The 22,980-nt window shown below is 40.0% G+C and carries 23 protein-coding genes; 1 reads left to right on the top strand and 22 read right to left on the bottom strand.

Translation table 11 applies throughout. The features are described 5' to 3' along the window. Nucleotides 1–33: 33 nt before the first annotated feature. The 20 genes from CHI10_RS01760 to hpaB all read right to left on the bottom strand — a co-directional run bounded on the left by CHI10_RS01760 (nt 34) and on the right by hpaB (nt 20,546). Nucleotides 34–1,266 carry an ABC transporter substrate-binding protein gene (locus tag CHI10_RS01760; protein WP_095242563.1) on the bottom strand — a complete coding sequence of 411 codons (1,233 nt, stop codon included), beginning with the start codon at nt 1,264–1,266 and terminating at the stop codon, nt 34–36. A gap of 82 nt (nt 1,267–1,348) precedes the next feature. Further along, on the bottom strand, nt 1,349–2,356 hold the full coding sequence (locus tag CHI10_RS01755; protein WP_095242562.1) for a LacI family DNA-binding transcriptional regulator: 1,008 nt from the start codon (nt 2,354–2,356) through the stop codon (nt 1,349–1,351). 174 nt (nt 2,357–2,530) lie between these two features. After that, on the bottom strand, nt 2,531–3,355 hold the full coding sequence (locus CHI10_RS01750) for a uroporphyrinogen-III synthase (RefSeq protein WP_095242561.1): 825 nt from the start codon (nt 3,353–3,355) through the stop codon (nt 2,531–2,533). 179 nt (nt 3,356–3,534) lie between these two features. After that, nucleotides 3,535–5,538 (bottom strand): lipoteichoic acid synthase, encoded by a 2,004-nt coding sequence (ltaS, locus tag CHI10_RS01745; protein ID WP_095242560.1) that lies wholly within the window; start codon nt 5,536–5,538, stop codon nt 3,535–3,537. A 618-nt stretch (nt 5,539–6,156) separates the two neighbouring features. Next, a complete protein-coding gene (locus tag CHI10_RS01740; protein ID WP_095242559.1) occupies nt 6,157–6,369 on the bottom strand; it encodes a 2-hydroxymuconate tautomerase family protein in 213 nt (70 codons plus the stop codon). A gap of 21 nt (nt 6,370–6,390) precedes the next feature. Then, nucleotides 6,391–7,671, bottom strand: coding sequence for a TRAP transporter large permease (locus tag CHI10_RS01735; protein WP_095242558.1), 1,281 nt, complete (start codon nt 7,669–7,671; stop codon nt 6,391–6,393). Beyond that, nucleotides 7,668–8,144 (bottom strand): TRAP transporter small permease, encoded by a 477-nt coding sequence (locus CHI10_RS01730; RefSeq protein ID WP_095242557.1) that lies wholly within the window; start codon nt 8,142–8,144, stop codon nt 7,668–7,670. The genes CHI10_RS01735 and CHI10_RS01730 overlap by 4 nt, the downstream gene beginning before the upstream one ends. A 22-nt stretch (nt 8,145–8,166) precedes the next feature. Continuing rightward, on the bottom strand, nt 8,167–9,186 hold the full coding sequence (locus tag CHI10_RS01725) for a TRAP transporter substrate-binding protein (protein WP_095242556.1): 1,020 nt from the start codon (nt 9,184–9,186) through the stop codon (nt 8,167–8,169). Nucleotides 9,187–9,277: 91 nt separating this feature from the next. Beyond that, the gene (locus tag CHI10_RS01720; protein ID WP_095242555.1) at nt 9,278–10,699 is read right to left on the bottom strand and encodes an amino acid permease; all 1,422 of its coding nucleotides are present in this window, start codon (nt 10,697–10,699) and stop codon (nt 9,278–9,280) included. 140 nt (nt 10,700–10,839) lie between these two features. Beyond that, nucleotides 10,840–11,637: a 2-keto-4-pentenoate hydratase gene (locus tag CHI10_RS01715; protein ID WP_095242554.1), complete on the bottom strand. Its 798-nt coding sequence runs from the start codon at nt 11,635–11,637 to the stop codon at nt 10,840–10,842. A gap of 2 nt (nt 11,638–11,639) precedes the next feature. After that, on the bottom strand, nt 11,640–12,668 hold the full coding sequence (dmpG, locus tag CHI10_RS01710) for a 4-hydroxy-2-oxovalerate aldolase (RefSeq protein ID WP_095242608.1): 1,029 nt from the start codon (nt 12,666–12,668) through the stop codon (nt 11,640–11,642). A 21-nt stretch (nt 12,669–12,689) separates the two neighbouring features. Then, nucleotides 12,690–13,574, bottom strand: a complete 885-nt coding sequence (locus CHI10_RS01705) for an acetaldehyde dehydrogenase (acetylating) (protein ID WP_095242553.1) — start codon at nt 13,572–13,574, stop codon at nt 12,690–12,692. Between the two features lie 15 nt (nt 13,575–13,589). After that, entirely contained in the window at nt 13,590–14,369 is a 780-nt protein-coding gene (locus CHI10_RS01700) for a 2-keto-4-pentenoate hydratase (protein WP_095242552.1), read from the bottom strand. 61 nt (nt 14,370–14,430) lie between these two features. Continuing rightward, nucleotides 14,431–15,891 carry an aldehyde dehydrogenase gene (locus CHI10_RS01695; protein WP_095242551.1) on the bottom strand — a complete coding sequence of 487 codons (1,461 nt, stop codon included), beginning with the start codon at nt 15,889–15,891 and terminating at the stop codon, nt 14,431–14,433. A 1-nt stretch (nt 15,892) separates the two neighbouring features. Next, complete coding sequence (locus CHI10_RS01690; RefSeq protein WP_095242550.1) at nt 15,893–16,366, bottom strand: RidA family protein; 474 nt, start codon at nt 16,364–16,366, stop codon at nt 15,893–15,895. Nucleotides 16,367–16,370: 4 nt separating this feature from the next. Continuing rightward, nucleotides 16,371–17,381, bottom strand: a complete 1,011-nt coding sequence (locus tag CHI10_RS01685; RefSeq protein WP_179288925.1) for an amidohydrolase family protein — start codon at nt 17,379–17,381, stop codon at nt 16,371–16,373. Then, the gene (locus CHI10_RS01680; protein ID WP_095242549.1) at nt 17,366–17,911 is read right to left on the bottom strand and encodes a 3-hydroxyanthranilate 3,4-dioxygenase; all 546 of its coding nucleotides are present in this window, start codon (nt 17,909–17,911) and stop codon (nt 17,366–17,368) included. Before CHI10_RS01680 ends, CHI10_RS01685 begins: the two co-directional genes overlap by 16 nt. A 21-nt stretch (nt 17,912–17,932) precedes the next feature. Continuing rightward, the gene (locus CHI10_RS01675; protein ID WP_095242548.1) at nt 17,933–18,490 is read right to left on the bottom strand and encodes an NADPH-dependent FMN reductase; all 558 of its coding nucleotides are present in this window, start codon (nt 18,488–18,490) and stop codon (nt 17,933–17,935) included. Between the two features lie 15 nt (nt 18,491–18,505). Beyond that, nucleotides 18,506–19,042, bottom strand: coding sequence for an FAD synthetase family protein (locus tag CHI10_RS01670; protein WP_095242547.1), 537 nt, complete (start codon nt 19,040–19,042; stop codon nt 18,506–18,508). A 28-nt stretch (nt 19,043–19,070) separates the two neighbouring features. Beyond that, on the bottom strand, nt 19,071–20,546 hold the full coding sequence (gene hpaB / locus CHI10_RS01665; protein ID WP_095242546.1) for a 4-hydroxyphenylacetate 3-monooxygenase, oxygenase component: 1,476 nt from the start codon (nt 20,544–20,546) through the stop codon (nt 19,071–19,073). A gap of 223 nt (nt 20,547–20,769) precedes the next feature. Between hpaB and CHI10_RS01660 the strand changes: the two genes are divergently transcribed. After that, the gene (locus tag CHI10_RS01660; protein WP_095242545.1) at nt 20,770–21,402 is read left to right on the top strand and encodes a Crp/Fnr family transcriptional regulator; all 633 of its coding nucleotides are present in this window, start codon (nt 20,770–20,772) and stop codon (nt 21,400–21,402) included. Here the strand turns inward: CHI10_RS01660 and CHI10_RS01655 are convergent. Together CHI10_RS01655 and CHI10_RS01650 are read right to left on the bottom strand one after the other, a co-directional pair. Further along, the gene (locus CHI10_RS01655; RefSeq protein ID WP_095242544.1) at nt 21,399–22,013 is read right to left on the bottom strand and encodes a Crp/Fnr family transcriptional regulator; all 615 of its coding nucleotides are present in this window, start codon (nt 22,011–22,013) and stop codon (nt 21,399–21,401) included. The two genes, CHI10_RS01660 and CHI10_RS01655, sit on opposite strands and share 4 nt — an antisense overlap. Nucleotides 22,014–22,187: 174 nt before the next feature. Next, nucleotides 22,188–22,862, bottom strand: coding sequence for a lysozyme family protein (locus CHI10_RS01650; RefSeq protein WP_095242543.1), 675 nt, complete (start codon nt 22,860–22,862; stop codon nt 22,188–22,190). Between the last annotated feature and the right edge of the window lie 118 nt (nt 22,863–22,980).

Genomic DNA, 22,980 nt, shown 5'->3' with positions numbered 1-22,980 from the left:
AGGAAATCCATAAGATCCCCTGGCCCGATGCCTTTAGCGGTTTTGAACTTTTTCCCACTCGCTGTCCATTTTCTTGAGGAATTTTTCTTTATCTTTCTTAATCAGGAATTCCTGAACAAGGTTTTCAGCTCCCATGCCTGCTGGGTAATAGTGATCGGGGAAGCTTGTGATGGTCCCATTTTCAAAGTTAGCTTTGATTCCTTCAAACACCGGATTTTCCTGATACACTCCTTCAATGGCTGAGAAAGCTTTTTGCTCGTCAATATACTTTTGAGCTGTATCCTTATTCATCATGAATTCAGCAAATTTCATCGCTTCTTCTTTATGCTCAGTATCTTTGCTGACTGCTAAAAGAACATCTACACCAGAAACAAGTTTGTTTTGTGCAGGGTCGTTTGTTACAGGCATTGGGAATACTCCAAGTTCCATTTCAGGATTTGCTTTAAGAATTTCAGGGATTGCCCAGTTGCCCTGCAGGTAGAAAACAGATTTCCCAGCCGCAAATGCATTGTTTCCATCCCCGTATGCGACACCCATATTGTCCTTGTGGCCGTACTGAACTAATGTAGCCATCTTGTCTGCAACTTCATCATATTTATCGGTGAATGATGTTTCCCCTGCGTTTTTCTTTTCAGCAAAGTCTTCACCCGCTACATTAGCGCCAAGTGAGTTCCATGCAATCATGCCTGTCCAGGCATCTTTTAATGTAAAGTAGATTGGTATGTCACCGGCAGCTTTAACCTTGTCAAGGCTGGCAATGAATTCATCCCAGGTAGTTGGGACTTCAAGGCCATGTTCTTCAAATTTCGCTTTGTTGTAAATTACGGCATTTGCATTTGTAGCATACGGAAGACCGAAAGTGCCTTCTTCTTCAGGTCCAACCAGACGATTGATCATGTCGATATAGGATGGCTGAACTGTTTTAGCTAACTCTGTCCCTGAAAAATCCTCAAGAACGCCTGCACGGGCAAGCTCGCCGTATGTTGCATTACCAGCGATAGACATGATGTCAGGAAGATCATTTTTGGTTAGACGTGTTTTCAAAACTGTTTCTGCTTCAGGCGGTGCATCCAATTTGATCTTAATATCCGGATTTTCCGCTTCAAATTCTTTAATCAACCCTTTGTATGTTTCGATGCTTTCTGACTTATTAGAGAAGAGCTCTAGCGTTACTTTTCCGTCATCTGCTCCATCAGATGAACATCCAGCCAATAAAGAAGCTCCTAAAGTTAATGCCATTACACCTGCGGTCATTTTTTTAAACATGGTATATCCCCCTATGTGTTTTTTTGTATTATAGATCAATTACGTAAACGTTTACGTAATTGATCTGAGAAAAAGAGAGTTATTATTTTCTCTCTTTCACACTCATTCTTTCAATGATTTTATGCGGCATTATCCGGCTTTCCGGAGTGTCGCCTGTTTCTAAGATGGAAAAAAGCATTTCTGCAGCGGCTTCACCCATTTTTGCAAGAGGCTGTCCTACTGTTGTCAACGGCGGAGTGGACATTTCAGCAAGATTCAAGTTATCATACCCTATAACAGAAATGTCATCTGGGATATTTATTCCCATCTGATATGCTGCAGATAAGGCACCTATAGCCATTTCATCACTTGCTGCAAATATTGCCGTTACATCCGGAAACTGCTTGACAAGCCTTTTCAAACCCTCAACACCATATGGGAATGTAAAACCCCTGCTGAACACAATATTCTCAGAATCCAGAGGTATGTTATGATCTGACAGAGCTTTCTTAAAGCCTTCAATTCTTGGAATCCCCGCGATAATATCATCCTTGTTCCCGCTTATCATCCCAATTCTGGTATGACCCTTTTCGATTAAATACTTAGCTGCTGCATATGCTGCATGAAAATCGTTAACTTTTACAAAAGGCACCGGGTACGCATAGGACTCTGTCGAAAGCAGAATCATCGGCATGCGGGTTTTCGTCACAAATTGATAATATTCATCCTTTAAAATTTCACTAGCGAAAATGATTCCGTCTACCCTTTTTTCAATAAGCAGCTGGAGATATTTCATCGTTTTTTCGCCATTTGATTCTGTATGGCAGACAATCACACTGGAACCGTTATCATTTGCGGCCTTTTCAATGCCATCCAGCAGATCGGTAACCAATGAGCTCGAAAGCTTTGGGAAAAGCACCCCTATTGTATGGGTTCTCTTATTAATTAATCCCCTTGCCACTGCATTTGGCTGATAGCCCAGTTCTTCAATTACTTTTAGAACCTTGCTTTTTGTTTTTTCTGAATAACCTCCCTGGCCATTTAATATCCTGGAGACTGTTGCAATAGAGACATTTGCCTTTTTGGCAACATCTTTGATGGTATAGGACATATCCCACCTGCTTTAAGTTACTGAATTTTTGTTACGAAAACGTTTACGTTGTAATATTACCATGATGTGTAAGCCTTTTCAATATTTTTTGTTGAATTTTTTAAATTTGTATATACATCTAGTCATTGAAAAAGAGCCTAAAAAGGCTCCATTATAAATGCTGTACTTTATGAGTTATACATCAGTCCTAATATCTTCTTCCGCATAGAAACGGGCTAATTCAATTACCGCACTGCCTATCCTTTCGACTTCCGGAAAAATGACTCTTGCAACCCCTTCTTCATGTAAAGCTTGAGCAGTTACTTTTCCAACTGATAACGCAACAGCCTGGTCCGAAAAACAGGTTTTCAATTGTACTTCTGCATTCTTTTGCCGGGCGAAGCTGAATAAATTCCTCACTTGCGGAGTGCTTGTAAAAAATATGGAATCGAACTTTCCGTCAAGGATCTCTGACAACAGCAGATTCATCACTTTTTCTTCCGGAGGAATATGGGTATATGGAAGAATTTCTTCATAGTCGGCCTGGTTATTTTCCAGCCACTGTTTAAGGTGCGGTGCCGGATCCCCGTGAAGCTGCAGAGCTACTTTCATACCATCTAGAGAATGTGCTGAAAGCTCTCGAAGTAATCCTGCCATGCTGCCGTCATCATCCCTAACTGCAGGTATGATATTAAGCTTTTTCAGCATATTGGCGGTTTTGTATCCCCTTGATGCAATCCTTGCTTTTTTCAGGCTGCTGATCAGGGCATCACTTTTATTCATTTCAAGAGCAGTTTGATAAATGGTTTCAACACCGATCCCAGTCGTAAAAATAATCCAATCGAAGTTGCACTCAGTCAGCATTTCTACATGGTCCTGGAGTTTTTCATCTTTCAGAAGTGCTGTTCCCTGAGCGGGCCTGCTGACAGCAATCCCTCCCTGATTCTCCACCAATTTACTGATATCGTCTATTTTCCGTGAACCTAAAAGTGCAACTTTTTTGCCGGCAAGCTTTTTCATTTTTACTCCTCCTCGGTATGTACGTCTATATGAATCATTATAAAATATGCATTACATTAAAACAGTGGTTAAGCACTTTATTAAAGTATATTTAATTTTGTCCAGAGGGATTGTTTTTCTTGGATTAAAAGAAATGCGTAAAAAAACTGCCTGCAGGATCTCCCGCAGGCAGTTTAAATTTATTTATCAGCTGGTTCAGTTTCAGAGGTTTCTTCAGCTTCTTCGTTCTTTTTGATTACCCCATTGTTTTCTGCTTTGTAATCGTATTTTGAACGATCCACCGGTTCGAAGTTTTCAGGTTTATAAAAGCGGAGAAGATCTCCGTTTACCACTTTATCAGATAGCGCCAATTTCTGCTCAGCACTTTCCTGGAGTTTTTTCGCTTCTTCAAAACGGCTTTCATCCAGCAATTCACCCGTTTTTGAGTCATAGTACTTTCCGTCAACAGATGAAATAGTTGGGCTCATGAAGTCTCCGTTACGGAACGGCACAAGGTCATCATGTTTTTCTGAAAATAAGTCTGTACCAAATTGCAGATACTGTTTAGTATCAATACCTAGCAAGTGCATCAATGTTGGCATCAGATCGATCTGACCGCCAAATTCATGATTTACTCCGCCTTCCATGCCAGGTACGCGAATGAATAGAGGAACACGCTGCAGACCGGCACTTTCGAACGGTGTAATTTCCTTGCCAAGCACTTTTTCCATTGCTTTATTATGATTTTTAGAAATTCCATAATGGTCACCATACATGACAATTACTGAGTTCTCATACAGGCCGGAAGCCTTCAGCTGTTCAAAGAACTGTTTAAGCGCTTCGTCAGCATAACGTGCTGTCTGGAAGTAATTATCAACTGATTTGTCCCCAGTAGTATGGGGCTCTATTGTCGCCTTCTCCTGATCCATATGATATGGATAGTGATGGGACACAGTAATGAATTTAGAATAAAACGGCTGCTTCAGCGATTCCAGGTACGGCATAGACTGTTCAAAGAACGGCTTATCCATTAGGCCGTAGTCAGCCATGCTTTCAGGTTTCAAATCAAAATAATCTGCATCAAAAAAGTTATCATATCCAAATGATTTATAAATTTCGTTACGGTTCCAGAAGCTGCCGGAGTTGCCGTGGAAGACTGCAGAAGTATATCCTTTATCCTTCAGAATTGCAGGCGCTGCATTGTAGGTATTCATGCCTTTTGTTGTAAAAGCAGAACCCTGCGGCAGCCCATATAGGGAGTTCTCAAGGATAAACTCAGCATCTGCTGTTTTCCCTTGTGCAGTCTGATGGAAGAAATTATCAAAATACGTTGTATTTTCTTCTTTAATCAGCGAGTTCAGGAACGGTGTTACTTCTTCACCATGCAGTTCATAATTCATTAAGAATGTCTGAATGGATTCAAGATGAAGGTAGATCACATTCATGCCTTCGGCTTTTCCAAAATACTTCGGATTCGGATCAGCATAATTCGATTTAGTAAAGTTAATGACTTCGGTTGTATCACTGCTATCCGCCATAACTCTTTGTGCAGAGGCCTTTGTGCTTTGCACTGCATCATAGATCGTATAATTGTACATGCCTAAATATTTCACAATATAGTTACGGTCAAAACCTCTTGTCAAAAGCTCAGGGCGGTCTGTTTCAGCCAGGCCCAGATTTGCAAAGGAAATGGCAAGCGACGCATAGATTAAAGCTGCTGATCTGCGGCGAGTCAAATCCTTTGTTTCGATTTTAACGGCTTTAAAAATAAGCAAGCCGGCAAGAACGATGAAATCAAGGAAGAAAAAGATATCAGTTGGCTGTAATAGTGAGCTGATGCTTCCGCTGACATCACCGAAGTTCTGTGTCTGCGTCAATGTCGGCAGTGTAATAAAGTCATTAAAGAAACGGTAGTACACTGCATTTGCAAACAGCAGGAACGACAGGAAGAAATACATAACCATCAAAGCGATATATTTTCTTCTGCCTTTAAAAAAGAATGCAATTCCTAAAAACAGCAGTGAAGATCCCAGCGGGTTAATGAATAAGAGGAACTGCTGCAAGGCACTTTCAATGCCTAAATTAAATTGTGTCATTTGAGTAATATACGTTTTCATCCAGAGCAGAAATACTGCTAAAAAGAAAAAGCCTATATATTTATTCAATATATCCTGACTTTTATGAAGTAAAGTATTCAAAATCATACACCTGCCTTCTAGCACATTATTGTAACATATTTCACTAGTAATTTAAAATTTTAAAGTTGGCAATCAGCCTAATTATTAGTTTACCTGATAAATATTAATAATCTATGAACAGGAAAAAAAGCACTGCACAAGAACATAACTATACTCGCATTTAACAAAATGTCAAGCATGTCCAGATAAACTGCTCTTTAATGACGATAATAACAGGGTGAGCCCTTTTGCACATTTCTAAATGCTGCACGTCTATATAGACGAATGAAATGCAATTTGGTTTCACTTTTTATGTAAAAACTTATGAATCTATAACTTTTCAATGATGAAGAAAAATCAGACAACAGCCAATATATATGAAGAACGTAAACCAATTATACATTTAGACGAAAATTTTCATGAACCAAAAACAGTCATGCATTTTAGTAATGCCGATACTTACTTCTAACTGCTTTAATTGAAAACGTTTCAGTTTACCCTAGGAACAATTCCTCCTGGAGAATATTTTTAAACCTTTTCAAATATAAAAATACAGGAAATAGAAATAACAATAATACAAAGTAAAAAAACGAAAAAACGCCAGGAATTTATCCAAGCGCTCCTTTATATAATGGGCTAGATTATTTATTGATTTTGGATATTTTTTGAATCCTCTAATTCAGCTTTTGTGATTCCGCCAACGCCCCAATGCGTCTTAGGCACCGGCTGTATAATAACTCTCACTTGATTAGGATTAACTTCCAGTGAGCCCACTGCTGCTTCAGTCAAACTGCTTATCAGCTCTTTCAGCTGTGAATCTGACCTTCCATCTAATAAATGAACCTGAATAATTGGCATATTAACCCTCCACGCACAAGATCAAAAACCCAGCCAGGCTGGAATCATTAAGGTAGTTTGTTCCCAATAAGTAATGATTAATAACATCGTTATGCCCAGAAAAAGCATAGGCATTACTGACTTTACTAATTTCTCAAATTTAACTTCTGCGATTGAAGATACGATAAACAGGCCAGTCCCTACAGGAGGTGTCAGCAATCCAATAGTAAGGTTAATACAAATAATGACGCCAAAATGAATGGGATCAATCTGAAATCCTGTTGCTAACGGCATTAATACAGGCACTAAAATGATTAGTGCTGCGATTCCATCCAAAAACATTCCAACTATTAAAAGAAAAAGGTTCACAAGAATTAAAAATACGAATGGATTCTCAGAAATTGACAGCATGGCATTCGCAATCAATTGAGGTATTTGCTCAAATGCAATAACCCATCCAAATATATTTGCCATGGCGATAAGGAATGTTACTGTTGCAGTTCCAATTACAGTGTTCACGAACACCTCAGGCAAACATTTCCACTTTAATTCTTTATAAAAGAATAACCCTACAATGAATGCTACCACACTGGCAATTGCGGCAGATTCTGTTGCAGTAAATAAACCGCTCAATATTCCAAATGTAATGATTATGGGGATGAGCATTGCAGGCAAAACGTTTTTAAAAGCAGCCCATATTTGTGTTACACTAGCTTTCTTACTCCTGGGGAAATCCTGTTTATATCCTATGTACGCAATTAGAGAGATAAAGCCCAGACCATAAATTAGCCCGGGTATAATCCCAGCCATGAATAAAGCGCCAATTGATGTTCCGGATAATGTTCCATAAATAATAAAAATCATGCTTGGCGGAATAATAGGGGCCACTATGGAAGAAGCCAGGGTTAAGGCAGATGAAAATTCACGATTGTACCCTTCCCTTTCCATTTCCGGAACCATCACTTTACTCATCATTGCTGCCTGTGCATTGGCAGATCCTAATATGGATGCTAAAAACATATTGGCAATGACAGTAACGTAGGCTAATCCCCCTCGGACGTGCCCTACCAGCATTCTTGCAAAAACCACTAAGCGATTCGTAATCCCTCCCCTGTTCATCAATTCACCTGTCAGCATGAACAAAGGTATCGCTAATAGCCCGAAATTTTCCATTCCAGAGTATAGTCTCTGGGGAGTTGATTCAAGCAGCACATAATTTCCCGTTACTATGAAATAAACTATGGTTGTCATTCCAAGCACCAATGAAATGGGGATTCCCATCAGCAGCAATACAAAAAAAGCGATTACGACCAGAAACATCATTTTGCTTCACTCCTTTTTGTCACATCCAGGAGATTACTTATCAAATGAATACTTGCAAACAGGAAACCGATTGGCAATATGGAGTAAGGTATCCACATTGGCAGTAAAATGGCGCTCGATTTTTGAATTCCCACGGATGGGGAAAGAATCCATTTAAAGCAATAAAAAAGAAGAATAGCCATAAAGATGAGCATTAAAATATGAGCAAGAAAGGAAACCGCTTTGTTAATAGTTCCTGGCAGCATATCCGTTAGCAGTGATACAGAAGCTTGAGTCTTATATTTAAGACCCAAGCTTCCTCCTATAAACGTTATATATATCAGCAGAAAGATTGAAACCTCTCCAGCCCAAAACAACGGAGCATTGGCGGAGCGAAAGATTACAGCTAAAGAAACAATAAGCGCCATTGCAAACATGAGGATGATAGCCAGTTTTTTTTCAAGACTGGCTATCATATCACTTAGCTTATTCACACATTTCCCCCCTTTGAATATTTTACTTGCGGAATGTATCAAGGAATTCCTGAATTAAAGGATCAGCTTGTCCAAACTTTTTATCAAATTCTTTAATATAAGGCTGGAACAATGCAGCATCAATTTCGTAAATGTTCATTCCTTCATCGCTTAAAGTCTTTTTAAAATCTTCCTCCTGCTTGGAACGAGTTTCTGCTGAATAATCAGCAGCCGCTTTAATTGCTTCATCAATGATTTTCTGGTCCTCCTCAGGCATTTTGTCATAGGAAGCCTTATTTATCATTGCGACAGCAGGCCAAACCATATGATTTGTAACTGCCCCATATTCCACTACTTCGTGATACTTGTTTGTAATGGCTGCATCTAAATCCATATCCATGCCATCGATTACACCAGTCTGAATAGCTGCATACACTTCGGGAAGCGGCAGGGATTCAGGTGAAGCCCCCAAAGATTTATAAAACTCCTGCAATGGAGGACTAGGTGTTACACGAAATTTTAATCCCTTCATATCTTCTGGTTTTAAAACTTCTTTATCTTTAAATAACATAACCCGGCTTCCTGCAAATAAGTAATCAAGCCCCTTTATTCCCTGATCGTCCATTGTTGTAAGAATTTTCTTGGCAATCTCTGTATCACGGGCTTCATTTGCTTCATTCAGATCCTTAAAAGCGTACGGTGAAAACCATGCAGTGAATGCTTCAGCACGTGAACTTAAATAAGCAGCCGTAATAAAACCAAAATCAACTGATCCTGCAGAAATTTGCTGAACCATATCAGCCTCTGTTCCAAGCTGGCTTGCGGGATAAATCTCCAATTTCATTCTTCCACCAGAACGGGTCTCAAGCTCTTCTTTGAATTTTTCGGCTGCTTTATGCCACATATGATCGGTTGGTGTAATATGTGCCAGCTTGAAATTATAAGTTGCTCCCTGCGATGATGTAGAAGCCGTGTCAGAAGAACCCTTTCCGCTGCAAGCTGCAGTAGCTAAAATCAATAAACTTACTATTAATATAAGCCCCATACTTTTTACTTTCTTCATTAATAAACACCCCTTTAAGGATTAATGGAAACAAGTGCGAACACTATCATTTTATTAATCTATATGGAATACTTTAGTAATGTCTATCAGCCTAGCTAATCTCTTTATTGAGGATATCAGCGGATTCTTTCATTCCGACAAGAGCTCCATCTCTTTTTTTCATGAACCAATATGCCAATGACAAGAAAATTAACCATGGCACACCGAATTGGAGCATTATCCTAAAATCTGTAAACCATGTAGAAATCATAAGACTCAATAGAAGTACCGCGCCTAATATTGGAAGAAATGGATAACCTAACATTCTTACAGGAAGCTTTCGACCACCTGTTTTTTCCCACTTTCTCCTGAAAAACAGATGGGAGATAAAAATCATCAACCAGGTGAATATGGCACCAAACATGGAAATTCCCATCATAAAGGCATAAGAGGAACCAGGAAGTAAGGCATTTACCCCTGCTGCGATAAAAATACCAAGTGTTGAAATAGCAAGAGCACTAACTGGGACCCCTTTTCTATTCACTTTAGCTAAAAATGCCGGTGCAAATTTTCCGCGAGATAAAGAATACATCATGCGTGTAGATGCATATAGCTGACTATTCATGGCTGATAATGCAGCTGTCAAAATGACAAAATTCATGATGCCTGACGCACCAGGTATCTGGAGAATTTCCATGACCTTTACAAACGGACTTTCTTCAACCCCTGCGGATTTCCAGGGAACCAGCATCAACATGATACCTATAGTCAACATATAGAAAGTGGATAATCGAAATACTGTTGCTTTTAATGCTTTAGGAACAGCAACATCAGGATCCTTTGCTTCTCCTGCAGTAACAGCTATCATTTCAGTTCCTAAAAAGCTGAAAAGAGATATAAAGATCGCAACCCACATACCCCAAAGGCCAAACGGCATAAAGCCACCACTGTCCACCAAATTACCTGCACCAATATCTGGTTCTGATGATGTTCCAAAAAGGATATAGGATCCAAGAAGAACAAATCCAACAATGGCACTAATTTTTATCATAGAAAACCAATATTCAAAGGTGGCAAACGTGTTAACACTTGTAGCATTTACATAAATTAAGATTGCTGCAAATAATAATATCCAAACCATTCCTGGAACTTGGGGAAACCAGTATTTCATGTAGACGGCAATTGCACTTACCTCAACACCTACAGCCAGCACATTTCCAATCCAATAAGAATAGCGAACAAGGAATCCAGCCATTGGGCTAATATATTTTTCAGCAATTGTTCCGAAAGAACCCGAGGTAGGGTGTGCTACAGACATTTCAGCCAGGCATCCCATTAAGAGCAGAACAATAAACGCCCCAATCGCGTAGCTTAATAATACACTTGGTCCAGCAGTACTTATGGCAAGTCCGCTGCCAAGAAAAAGCCCAGTCCCGATCGCACACCCCATGGCGATCATTGTCAGCTGATTGGTTTTTAGGTCTCTTTTTAACCCAGAACTATTAATATTGGTTTGATTATGATTCTTCTCCATATCCATCATCCTTTACCATTGCCAAAATTCCCTTGGAACCAGCAAAGGATACAGTAACACTGACTGTATCTTCTGCTGATATCCCACGGATTAAATAGGAAAAATTTAAACAAAATGAATTCGAGGGACATCCTATTTCACTATGCACCTGATTTACAGGAAATAGAGACTGAACCCAATTCCGCAAACTGAACGGAAACAGCGTCACCTGGTTTAAAGGCAATGGCTTCGGATATTGCCCCGCTTAAAATAATATCTCCTTTCTTGATTCCCCTTCCGGATTCTCCAAGTTTATTTACCGCCCAAGCTGCAGAGGCTGCGGGATGACCTAATACTGCAGCACTCGATCCTGTTTGTGCAACTTCACCGTTCTTTGACATCACCATGCCAAGCTGACCTAAATCTACGGAATCCGGCTTCATCCATTTACTGCCCAGAACAAAACGTGAGGACGAACAGTTATCTGCTATCACGTCTGCTAAAGTAAACTTGAAGTCCAAATACCGGCTGTCAATAATTTCGATTGCCGGAGCAACATATTTCGTTACACTTAGTACATCTTCTGCAGTAACGCTTGTTCCTTGCAGATCTTCACCAATCATAAAAGCAATTTCAGGTTCAGCCTTTGGATGAATGAATTGATTGAAATCGATTGGCTCCCATTCAAAGCCAAGCATGTCGTCAGTGAGAATTCCATAAATCGCTTCATGTACACCCATCATTTGCTGTTTAGCCTTGCTGGTTAATCCGAGTTTTAAACCCACTCGCCGCGAACCATCTTTTTCTCTTCTTTCAATCAGCTTTTCCTGAATCAAATAAGCTTCTTCAAAGCTTAATTCAGGTAGTCGATCCGTTATTTTCACCACTTCCCGCTGTTCTTTTTCAGCTGAATATAAATATTCCACAATTTCCATGTCTGCACCACTGGTTAATGTCATTATTACACCTCCAAGATTCGTGCTTGTGCCAGCTCTGAGGCAACATCTAGAATCATATCCTCCTGGCCGCCCACCACTTTTCGTTTTCCTAACTCTATTAAAATATCTCTGGGATCCAACCCAAAACGCTTCCCTGCCCGTTCTGCGTGCAGCAGAAAACTTGAATATACTCCTGCATAGCCTAATACCAGGCTGCCCTTATTAATTTCCTGCGGTTTCGGAACTAACGGACCTACCGTGTTTTCTGCAATATCCATCATTTTATAGAGATCAATACCGGCATTTATACCCATCCTGTCTAAAACCGCCAGCAATACCTCAGTTTGTGTATTTCCTGCGCCTGCTCCCAGACAGCGGACACTTCCATCGATCCTGGTAGCCCCTTCTTCAATGGCCGCTAATGTATTTGCAACAGCAACAGATAAATTATTATGGCCATGAAACCCTACTTCAATATTCAAGGAGTCGCGAAGTGCAGCAATTCTTTCACGAACTTGATGCGGCAAAAGGGCTCCTGCCGAATCGGTTACATATACAGCTTGTGCTCCATAGCTTTCCATTAACTTTGCCTGTTCAACTAATTTCTCAACTGGTGCCATATGGGCCATCATCAGAAAGCCTAATGTTTCCATTCCCAATTCTCGTGCTGCGCTAATATGCTGTGCAGATACATCAGCTTCCGTTACATGAGTGGCCACTCTAACTAATTCTGCTCCTATAGAATGAGCTTGCTTTAATTCTTGACAGGTTCCAATCCCTGGAATTAGCAGCACAGCAATTTTCGCCTGTTTGCATTCATCAACTGCAGCCTCAATGAGTTTCATTTCATTGACACGTGACCTTCCGTACTGAAGGGTAGAACCACCTAATCCGTCTCCATGACTGACTTCGATATAGTGCATCCCGGCATCGTCCAATTCTTTGACAACTCGACGGACTTGTTCTTCATTATATTGATGTGCAACGACATGGCTTCCATCCCGCAAACACACTTCTGTTATTTTAATAGGCTTGTCACTTTTTCGAATCAACTGTGTCACCATGCCTTTCTATCAACCACTTATTACATTCTGAACCAGTAAATTTTTGGCGAAGTTTTCTGCCACACGAGTTGCGGAAGCTGTCATAATGTCGAGATTGCCTGCGTAAATAGGAAAATAATCACCAGCACCCTCTACTTCTATAAATACGGTCACACGATTTTCATCAAATAACGGCTTTTGCTTCAAACGATATCCAGGTACATATTCCTTAACCGTCTCGACCATTTCATTTATCGATTTAAGGATTGCATCCTGATCCATATTTTTAACTTCACAGTAAATGGTATCTCGCATCAGGATAGGCGGTTCCGCTGGATTTAGAATAATGATGGCTTTTCCTTCATCAGCCCCTCCAACTTCCTCAATCCCTCTTTTGGTAGTGATTGTAAATTCATCGATATTTGCCCTCGTCCCCGGTCCCGCACTTTTGCTTGAAATAGTTGCAACGATTTCAGCATAAGCTACATCAGCAACACAATTTATTGCATGAACAATAGGAATGGTTGCTTGTCCTCCGCAAGTTATCAGGTTTACATTTAAAGCTTCATTATGAATAGGTGCTTCTACAGCAGGACTGACAAATGGACCTTTTGCAGCGGGAGTCAAATCAATTGCCAGTTTTCCTAATTCTTCTAATACTTCCGCATGTCTAATATGTGCTTTCGCTGACGTTGCATCAAAAACGATATCAGCCAAATCCGGATTTTCTTTTAAGGCTTGAATACCATTTGAAAAAATTGGATAACCCAAATCTTTTGCACGTTTTAACCCTTCAGACTCTGGATCAATCCCGATCATTGCTGTGAGGTCAATAACGTCACTTCTTTCCAGCTTATACATAAGATCGGTGCCTATATTGCCAGAACCGATGATTGCTGCTTTGATTTTAGCCAAAATATTCACCCCTCATTATTCAAATGTGACTGAAACAGAACCCAAGCGTCCGAAATGGGCGGACACAGTATCACCTGCTTCTGCTGTTATCGCTCCGCTTAGAGCTCCTGGAAGAATGAGTTCCCCGGCTTTTAAGGTAATGTCAAATTCATGGAGCTTATTCGCAAGCCATGCAATAGCCTGAGCTGGGTGGCCAAGTGCTGCAGCACCTGATCCAGTAGAGATCAACTCGCCATTTTTATACAAGCTCATCCCGATGCTGCGCATATCCATTCCGTCTATTTCGGTTAATTGCTTCCCGACTACAACTTTTGCCGAGGAGCCATTATCTGCAACTGTATCAATCAGCTGAATTTTCCAATCGGCTATCCTGCTATCAATAATCTCAAGAGTTGGAGTTATGTACTTTGTAGCCATCATTACATCCAGCCAGGTTACATTTGGCCCCTTCAGATCTTCACCAAGGATAAATCCGATTTCAGCCTCCACTTTGGGACTAAGCAGATCATTCATCTTAACCTTTCCATCACTCATTACCTTCATATCATCAAGCAAATGTCCGTAATCAGGCTCATCTACACCAAGCATTTGCTGCATAGCCACACTTGTCAGTCCAACCTTTTTGCCAATGATCCTGCGGCCTGAGCTAATTTTCTGTTTTATCACTTCCAGTTGGATATGGTATGCATCCCTTGCATTCAGGTTTGAATATTTCTGAGTAAGCGGAGTCATTGCCTGTTTCGTTAATTCAGCTTCCAGTAAATCTTCTACAATTTCATTTATTAGCAGATTCATATACTCACTCTCTCTTATAATCGTTAATTAAGGAAAAGAAGAGTGCGGGTTAAGCACTCTTTTATAGTTTCATGGTGATGGTTTTCGCTTCCGTATAAAATTCGAAACTATGGCGGCCTCCCTCACGGCCAATTCCACTTGCCTTTGAACCTCCAAAAGGTGTTCTTAGATCTCTGTAATACCAGCAATTAATCCAAAATAACCCTGAATTAATGCTTGATGCTACCCGATGGGCACGGCGGAGGTCGTTTGTCCAAACAACACCTGCAAGACCATAGATAGAATCATTTGCAATTTGGACAGCTTCTTCTTCTGTTTTAAATGGAATGACAGATAAAACCGGACCAAATATTTCTTCCTGAGCTACCTTCATTTTATTATCCACATCATAAAGGACAGTTGGCTCATAAAAATTGCCTTCAACGAGCGAGGTAATTTTCTTACCGCCGATGGCAAGCTTAGCACCTTCGGCTATTCCCGCTTGAACATACTCATCCACTGTTTCAAGATGTCCTTTTGAAACCAATGCCCCCATGTCCGTATCCTCACGAAGCGGGTCCCCCACCTTGATTTTTTTAACGGCTTGGACAAACTTGTCGAGGAAAAGATCATAAATGCTTTCTTGTAAAAGCAAACGGGATCCTGCTAAACAAATTTCACCCTGGTTTCTAAAAATAGCATCAATTGAACCTTCAATGGCTTCATCCAGGTTTGCATCTTCAAACACAATATTTGCAGACTTGCCTCCAAGCTCCAGCGAAACTGGGATTAATTGCGAGGCAGCATTTTTCATGACCGTTCTGCCGGTTGTGCTATCACCTACAAACGAAATGCGCCGTACAGATGGATGTTTGGTCATTGCTGTACCGGCTGTCCCTCCTGGACCTGTAATTATATTAAGCACACCTGGAGGAAGCCCGGCATCATTGGCAATTTCTCCGAGCATTACTGCACTTAATGGTGTATAGGAAGCAGGTTTCACAACGACTGTATTTCCTGCTGCCATTGCTGCAGATGCCTTCCATGTCATTTGCATAAAAGGCAGGTTCCAGGGAATAATTAAACTTGTTACACCGGCTGGGGCGTATTTGGAGTAAGACATATATTTTGTCTGATCATAATGTTCATGGTGAATGTAGTTTGCCATTTCGGCAAAGAACTTTAAGTTTGCTGCCGCTCTCGGAATATCAAACCCCCGGCTCTCCTTGATCGGTTTTCCCACATCCAGTGTTTCAACACGAGCTATTTCGTCAGCTCGATCCATTATAAGGTCAGACATCCTGCATAAGATCTCAGATCTTTCAGCAACCGGCATTTTACTCCAGGTTCCGCTATCAAAAGTACGCTGAGCTGCTTCAATTGCGTGATTGACATCTTCCTCATTTGCCTTGGCAACAGATGCAAGTTTTTGGTTCGTGGCAGGATCAAGGGTGTCAAAGCTCTCTCCTGAAACTGAGTCACGGTATTCTCCATTAATAAAGAGTTTTGCGTCCTTAATAACCTTCTGCTGTAATTGCGTCATTTCATATCGCCTCCTGCCCCTCTATTTCAAGCACCATCTCAACTTCCACGGCATTATTGTTTGGCAGTTGAGCCATACCGACAGCTGACCTTCCGTGCTGGCCTTTATCTCCAAAAATTTGAACAAGTAAATCTGAAGCGCCATTCATGACCTTGGGCTGATCGGTAAAATCATCAGCACTATTCACAAAGCCAAGAATTTTTACGATTCTTTTTACTTTGTTAAGGTCGCCAACCTCTTGTTTTACAACAGCCAATAGGTTTAACATACATTGTCTGGCCGCTTCATACCCAACCTCTATCGGGAGATCTTCTCCTAACCGCCCCCGGTATTCATCTGTCCCTTGCCCAGACGTAAATAGAAGGTTTCCTGTTCGGACACAGCTGACATAGTTTCCTGCGGATGAACGGACTGGCGGCAGCTTGATCGCTAGCTCCTCTAATTTTTGTTCAGGACTTACCGTTCCATTAACCATATTTTCAACTCCCAACCTTAGCAGGCACATTTAAAAATCGAAGAGCATTTTTTCCCAGCATAGCTTCTGTTTGTTCAGCTGTAAGATCAAGGGTTTCATCTATTACTTTACCAGGCCGTATTTCCCTTAATAGAAATGGATAATCTGAACCCATAATGATTTGCTCATGCCCAAAATTCTGCAGCAAATAGTTTAAATTAATAGGATCATTTACCAAGGAATCAAAATAAAACTTCTTCGCATAATAACTAGGCGGTTTCTCCAGCAGCCTTAAATGAGGCCAAACCTTCCAGCCTTGATCAAGACGCGGCAATAAGTATGGTAAAGAACCTCCGCCGTGTGCAAAACAAATTCTTAAACGCGGGAATTTTTCAATCACTCCACCTAAAATTAAGCTTGCACCTGCAAGTGCAGTTTCACTTGGCATTCCAACAGTGTACATCAGATTATGCCTTGGCATTCTCTCTTTCCCCAAGGTTTCCCAAGGGTGTATAAAAAGCGGCACATCCCACTTCTCAGCCATCTCGAAGAATTCGATTAAAGATGGATCATCCAGATTGTTACCGTTTACATTAGTGCCAATCTCAATACCCCTTAAGCCTAATTCATGGATGCATCGATCCATTTCACGAATCGCAGCCTGCACATCCTGTAAAGGGACTGTACCTAAACCGATAAATTTAGAAGGGTTTTGACTTACAGTCTCTGCAATAAAATCATTCTGTATTCGAGCAAGAATAGATGCCTCTTCAGCAGGCGCCCAGTAAGAAAAGGTTACGGGAATAGGAGAGAGCACTTGAATGTCCACATGTTCTCTTTCCATGTCATGTATTCTCTTTTCAGGACTCCATACTTGATCTGTCACTTCACGAAACACCTTGCCACCTACCATGATATTTGCACCGCAGGCACATGTTCGCTCAAGAGCTGGCCACTTATCTCCCATTAAATTTTTTGTTAATTCAGTGAAATTCTCTGGGATTATATGAGTATGAAAGTCTACTCGCATTTCCATTCACTCGCTTCCGGCGCCATGACATGCCCGCAATGTTCGCACGTTCTCAGGTCCCTACTGCTGTTAAATTCAGCAATTGCTTCTTTGACCTGTACTTCAATATTCGTCAGCTGAATTTTGACTCTGTGGAGCTCATGGTCACATTCATCACAGAACCAAACGAAATCCTCCAACTCTCCTTTTGCACGATTGCGTTCAATAACCAATCCAATCGTATCTGCAACACGATGTGGAGAATGCGGAACATTTGCTGGAAGAAGGAACATTTCTCCTTCTTTAACTTCAATAACTTCACGCTTTCCTTCATCATTAATGACCTCTACATAACAGCTGCCCTTGATTTGATAGAAGACTTCTTCTGATGGATCCACATGGAAATCACGTCTTTTATTTGGGCCGCCAAGCAGCATCACCATTAATTCAGCATCCTTCCAAATGACCTTATTATTGACTGGCGGCTTTAATTGGTCCTTATTTTCCTCAATAAACTGCATTAGATTGATAGGCATAAATTTGCTTTTCACTTTCATAATCAATTGCTCCCTTCAATTTTATTCATTGACCTGCGCATATTCTTTTTTTAATGTTTTTTGCATATGAACCACTTCATCAGCAAGATGTGAAATTCTTTGCAGAACGTCTGGATCGCTGAGTTCATTCTTTTCATTAAAATGATCTCTATTTGCGTAAACGTAGCTTGGTGCAACAAAAGCACGGAAGAAACCTGCTATTGGCTTAAGCTGATTCTCAATAACAAGGTAGTGCTGGTAGGTACCCCCATTTGCAGTAAACCCCATAACTTTGTTCCTAAGATCATTGGGATTGATTAAGTCAAAGAGGTTTTTTAAGACGCCCGGAATCGACCCCTGAAAAATAGGAGTACCAATAATGTAAAAGTCAGCAGAAGAAACCATTTCAATTACCTTCTTTGTATCTTCTGAATAAGTATTAGGATCACGGCCATCACAAAATTGAACATCATAATCCATCATGTCTAAATATTCAACTTCGATATCCGGATATTTCAGCTCCACTTCTTCCAGAACTTTTTTTACGACAATCCCTGTTTTGGCACCTATGATTGTGCCGGATATACCCAACAATTTCATTTTTTGTTCCCCTTTCTATTCTCCCGCTGGCCAGCCGAGAAGAGAGTGGGAACTCTGGACCTCACCTCTTGACAGCAATTGCCGAATCCTTGTAGATGAGATGCGATTCCCGCTTGAACAGCAGACTGGTTCTATGACCCGTACAGTAAAATACTTTTGTAATAGATGAATATCTCCGTCACGATTCCTTCCAAAACGGAAATCTTCCCCGACGATAATTTCAAGCGGGTTTAATTTTGATAAGGTTTCTATAAATTCCTCAGCACTTGCTTGAGCATACACATGATCAAAACGAGCAATTACCACTTTATCAACACCTAGCACTTCTAATTTCGGTAATTTTTCTTGGATCGAACTCAGCATGTATGCTCCTTGAAAATAAACACGCGGCGGCGGGTCAAAGGTATAGACAAGGCTGGGTGCATTTAAAAATTTTCCTCTTTTAACAGCTTGCTTTATTACCTCCTGGTGGCCACGATGCACGCCGTCAAAGGCACCCACAGCAATGACAGAACAAGGCAATGCTAGAGAAGAATAGATATGTGTTTCCACTTGGCCCCCCCCTCCCTCTCTTTTCGAACTAGTTAGCTGCAACTTCTTTATCCAGCGTACATACCTTTAATGCTTCATCCACCATATCGTGAGTATGGAGGCGTTTATAATTATTAAAAAAGATTCCTCTTTTGCGAATTGGATCTCCAGTATAATATCTTTCATACTGCAGCAGCCTTTGGCCAAAAGCCTCACCGCATAAATCCCATGCAAGTTTGAAAATACTCACTCTTTCTAGGGAAGATACACCTGCTCTGCCAACATAGTAATTCTCAATATCTTCTCTCAATGCACTTTCAAAGTCGGCTCCAGTAGGGGACATGAGCAGCCCGCCTGCTCCAACTATTTGCATCACTTCGATTGCCCTTGGGTACATTTTCGGCAGTAAACCCCTTATCGTTTCCAAAGGTACATAATCAGGCATCGCCTCGCCATTTTCTGTTATGGAGTAGTTATACTCTGCTACATCCAGCAAAGCTCTAATGGATTCAAGTGATTGAATAATTTCGGCCAGATCATTTTGCACATTTAAATACCCATCTACCCCAATTGCATCTGCTAGCTTCATAGCTACTTCTGTAGCAAATTGCAATTTTATCAGTCCTCTTACCCCCGTTTGATGTGCAGGCTGCTGTCCTGCACCTGTCAGAGGATACAGCTTGTTCGCAGCTTCGATATTGTTATATAAAAACACTCGATCCCATGGAACGACTACGTCATCAAAAACAAGCAGCGCATCCATTTCTTCAAACCGGGAAGCAAGCGGATGATCAAAGACGGAACGTGTTCCATCCTGCATGGCTTCTCGGCAAATAATACGAATACCTGGTGTATCAAGTGGAATAGCAAAAGCTAATGCATATTTTTCATCTCCAGGACTAAATCCAGGGAAGGAATAAATGATGACCTCCTCTGTAATTGGTGCAAGTGTTGCAAGCATCTTAGCTCCTCGGACCACTAATCCTTCCGGAGTTTCCTTTACAGCTCCCAGATGAGTATAAGTGTCCTTCTGTTCATGTGAAGATTTGCTTCTATCATTCTGAGGATTTATGATTGCGTGTGTCAGAAATAAATCATTATCACGTACATATTTATAATAATTCCGTACATTTTCTGCCCAGGATTTATCATACTTCTCAAAAAACCAGGCATTATGATAAAACGACGTTAAGACAACATTTAAAAAGTCAGGTGTTCTGCCCATCAATCCGTAGGTAGCTTTGGCAAAAGCTTCAAAAATTGCTCTCCTTTTCTTTAAATCTTCAAAGCTTTTCGGCACGAGGAAAGCATTATTCACTCTCTCTCCGGTCTCCTCACAAATATGGGTAATCTTATCCATATATTCAGGTTCATGCTGCATATCATATAATTTGGCAATTTCAAGTATTGGCTGTTTAAATACAGGCTCTGTAAATACATCTTCTACTTTTTTACCAGCCATCCAAACCTCGGGTTTACGCTTTTTAATAGCTTCGATATATTGAGCACCAGTTCTGATTCCCATATCTTACCTCCAACTTTTTGTTATTTTCAGTTTGAATTGTAATATTAAATTTTTTAAGTAACTGTAGTCTATTTAACATAAAATTAATTTAAAATTTCTAAACAATTAAAATAGTCTAAAATCCCATAGTTTTTTTCTACAATTTCCCCTATGATAATAGTAATTTCTGAGACAAAAATTTTCGCTGATGATTACACACACATTTTCATTAGGAGGGAATAACTTGGTTACTGTCTATGAACATGTTTTTCATTGGGAGGATTACTTAAAGTTGGGTAAAAGGAGGTTTATCAGAAAGAAAGAACATATTTATACTCAGGGAACAAATGGGGATGGATTTTATTTTCTTCATAAAGGTCTTGTCAAAATTGTTACTGTAACAGCAACTGAGAAAGAAAGAGTCTTAAATATTGTGATCCCTAATCAGCTTTTAGGAGTTCAATCATTAGACCAAAAAAAACATTTTACGACTGCTGTGGCGGTAAAAGATTCCGTTGTCTATCACTTCTCATCTGAGGAATTCAGAGATTTCATGGTTCAATATCCGGATTTAAATCAGCTTTTTTCAAAAAGTGTCATACACAAAATGAAGATTCTTTTAGATCGGATAAATATGAATGCGCTTACATCCGAACAGAGGGTTGCATTGCTTCTTCAGAATGTTTGTGATGAATTCAAAAATTACGAAATACCACTATCACAGCAGGATCTCTCCAGTTGTACTGGTTTAACTAGAATAACAGTGTATAAGGTTTTAAAAGAATGGAAAGAGAAGGGCATTATAGACACAGACAATAAAAAATTTTACATAAAAAAACCAGATTTCCTAAGAAACCTAGTCAAGCAGTCATATTAATCATTATCGATGATAGCTTTTAATTTATTCATATCCTTAATAAGGATTTGCCTGTTTATTAATGTTATGTAATTTGCTTTTTTCCATTTTTGAATCACTTTATTTACAGTAATCCTTGAAGCCCCAATATATTTGGAAAATGCAGTCTGATTCATGGATACCTTCCCGTTTTCTTCTGCCAATTTGATAAGATAATAGGCCATCTGGTGTTCAACAGGACTATCCATGAAGGTGATTATATCTGCTAGCGTCCGGAATTTATAAATAAGAGAATCGGTATAAATTTCAGCTGCATTAGAATGCTTTTTACAAATAGTAGTGTAGACATCATCAGAGAAGAAATAGATTTCAGAGGGAAGTATGGTAATCGCACTTGTAAGATATTGTTCGCCTTGAATTCCATGTTCACCAAATAGCATGCCTGAGGGAACTATATTGATAATACGCTCATCTCCTTTATCAGATAGGAGGGTAATCTTTATTTCACCTTTACGTAAATAATAGAAGCCTTTACCTTTTTCACCCTGGCGATAAATCACCTTATTCTTATCTGCGTTAAATAATTGACCATAATGCAAATACGGCTCCCACCTATTGCGAAGCTTATTCATGTGCTCACCTTCTTTATGAATATTTTATAACTCAATTAATCAGGTGTATGTTTTATTGCTGCAAATCTATTAATTAATAATAAATATAACATTTATCTATATTTCTAAACAATCACTTCATCTAGCGGGATAAAAATAAAAACCCCTTCCAAAAAGAAGAGGATTAAAACAAAACTAAATATCCTGGAATTGCAGCGGGATATCCTCATTATTGCTTGCAATTAAACTTTCGATACTCTTTGTCACCTTCGTCGTATAACTGAAATCCCCATAGCAATATGGGTAGCGGAAGTTATTTTTGTCGCCACCGCAGTTATAAATCTGCGGATTCTTTTCGGCCTGGGCAAGAGAAAATTCTTTTGCAATCTCCTCGCTATGCTTCCCGCCCTTCTGGGATACATAATCAATATATCCGATTCCCATATTATAAGCCTGAATAATGGTTGGAAAATCTACCTTTTTGTTATTGCCGTAGTCTAAAGCGCGCTTAAAATGCTTAACACCTTGTTTGATGCTCTGTTCCGGATCCTGAATGGAGTTAGGTGGCAGTCCTGCTGATTCGGAGGCCTGCATGGGGTCCCCGCCTTTCCCTTTGCTTTCCTGCTGCATGATCGCTGCCAGAACAAGTGTGTATTCTTCGAGATTGACCTCTTTCAATTCCATTTCAAGTAAAGGTGTGTAATTCTGGACGTCTTTAGATACCATATTTGGCAGCAAAGAAACTGCAGTTTCCTTTATATTAATCTGCTTGAATTGATCAAATAAGACGAAAATCAAAACCATAAAAAATAACAGTAAGGCTATATTTGAACTGCGTTTTATACGCTTTTTGCTTTTTCTGCGCTTCATTGCTGCACTCCCGGTTTCTCTATTATTATTTCAGATTATTATTATAGCAGAAAATACTGATATTTTAATAGAAAAGCTCCTTTAGAGAAGCTGGAAAATACTTTATAGATATTGTTGG

Source organism: Bacillus sp. 7894-2 (assembly GCF_002272225.1).
GTDB lineage: Bacteria > Bacillota > Bacilli > Bacillales > Cytobacillaceae > Cytobacillus.
This window is presented reverse-complemented; position numbering and strand designations above follow the sequence as displayed.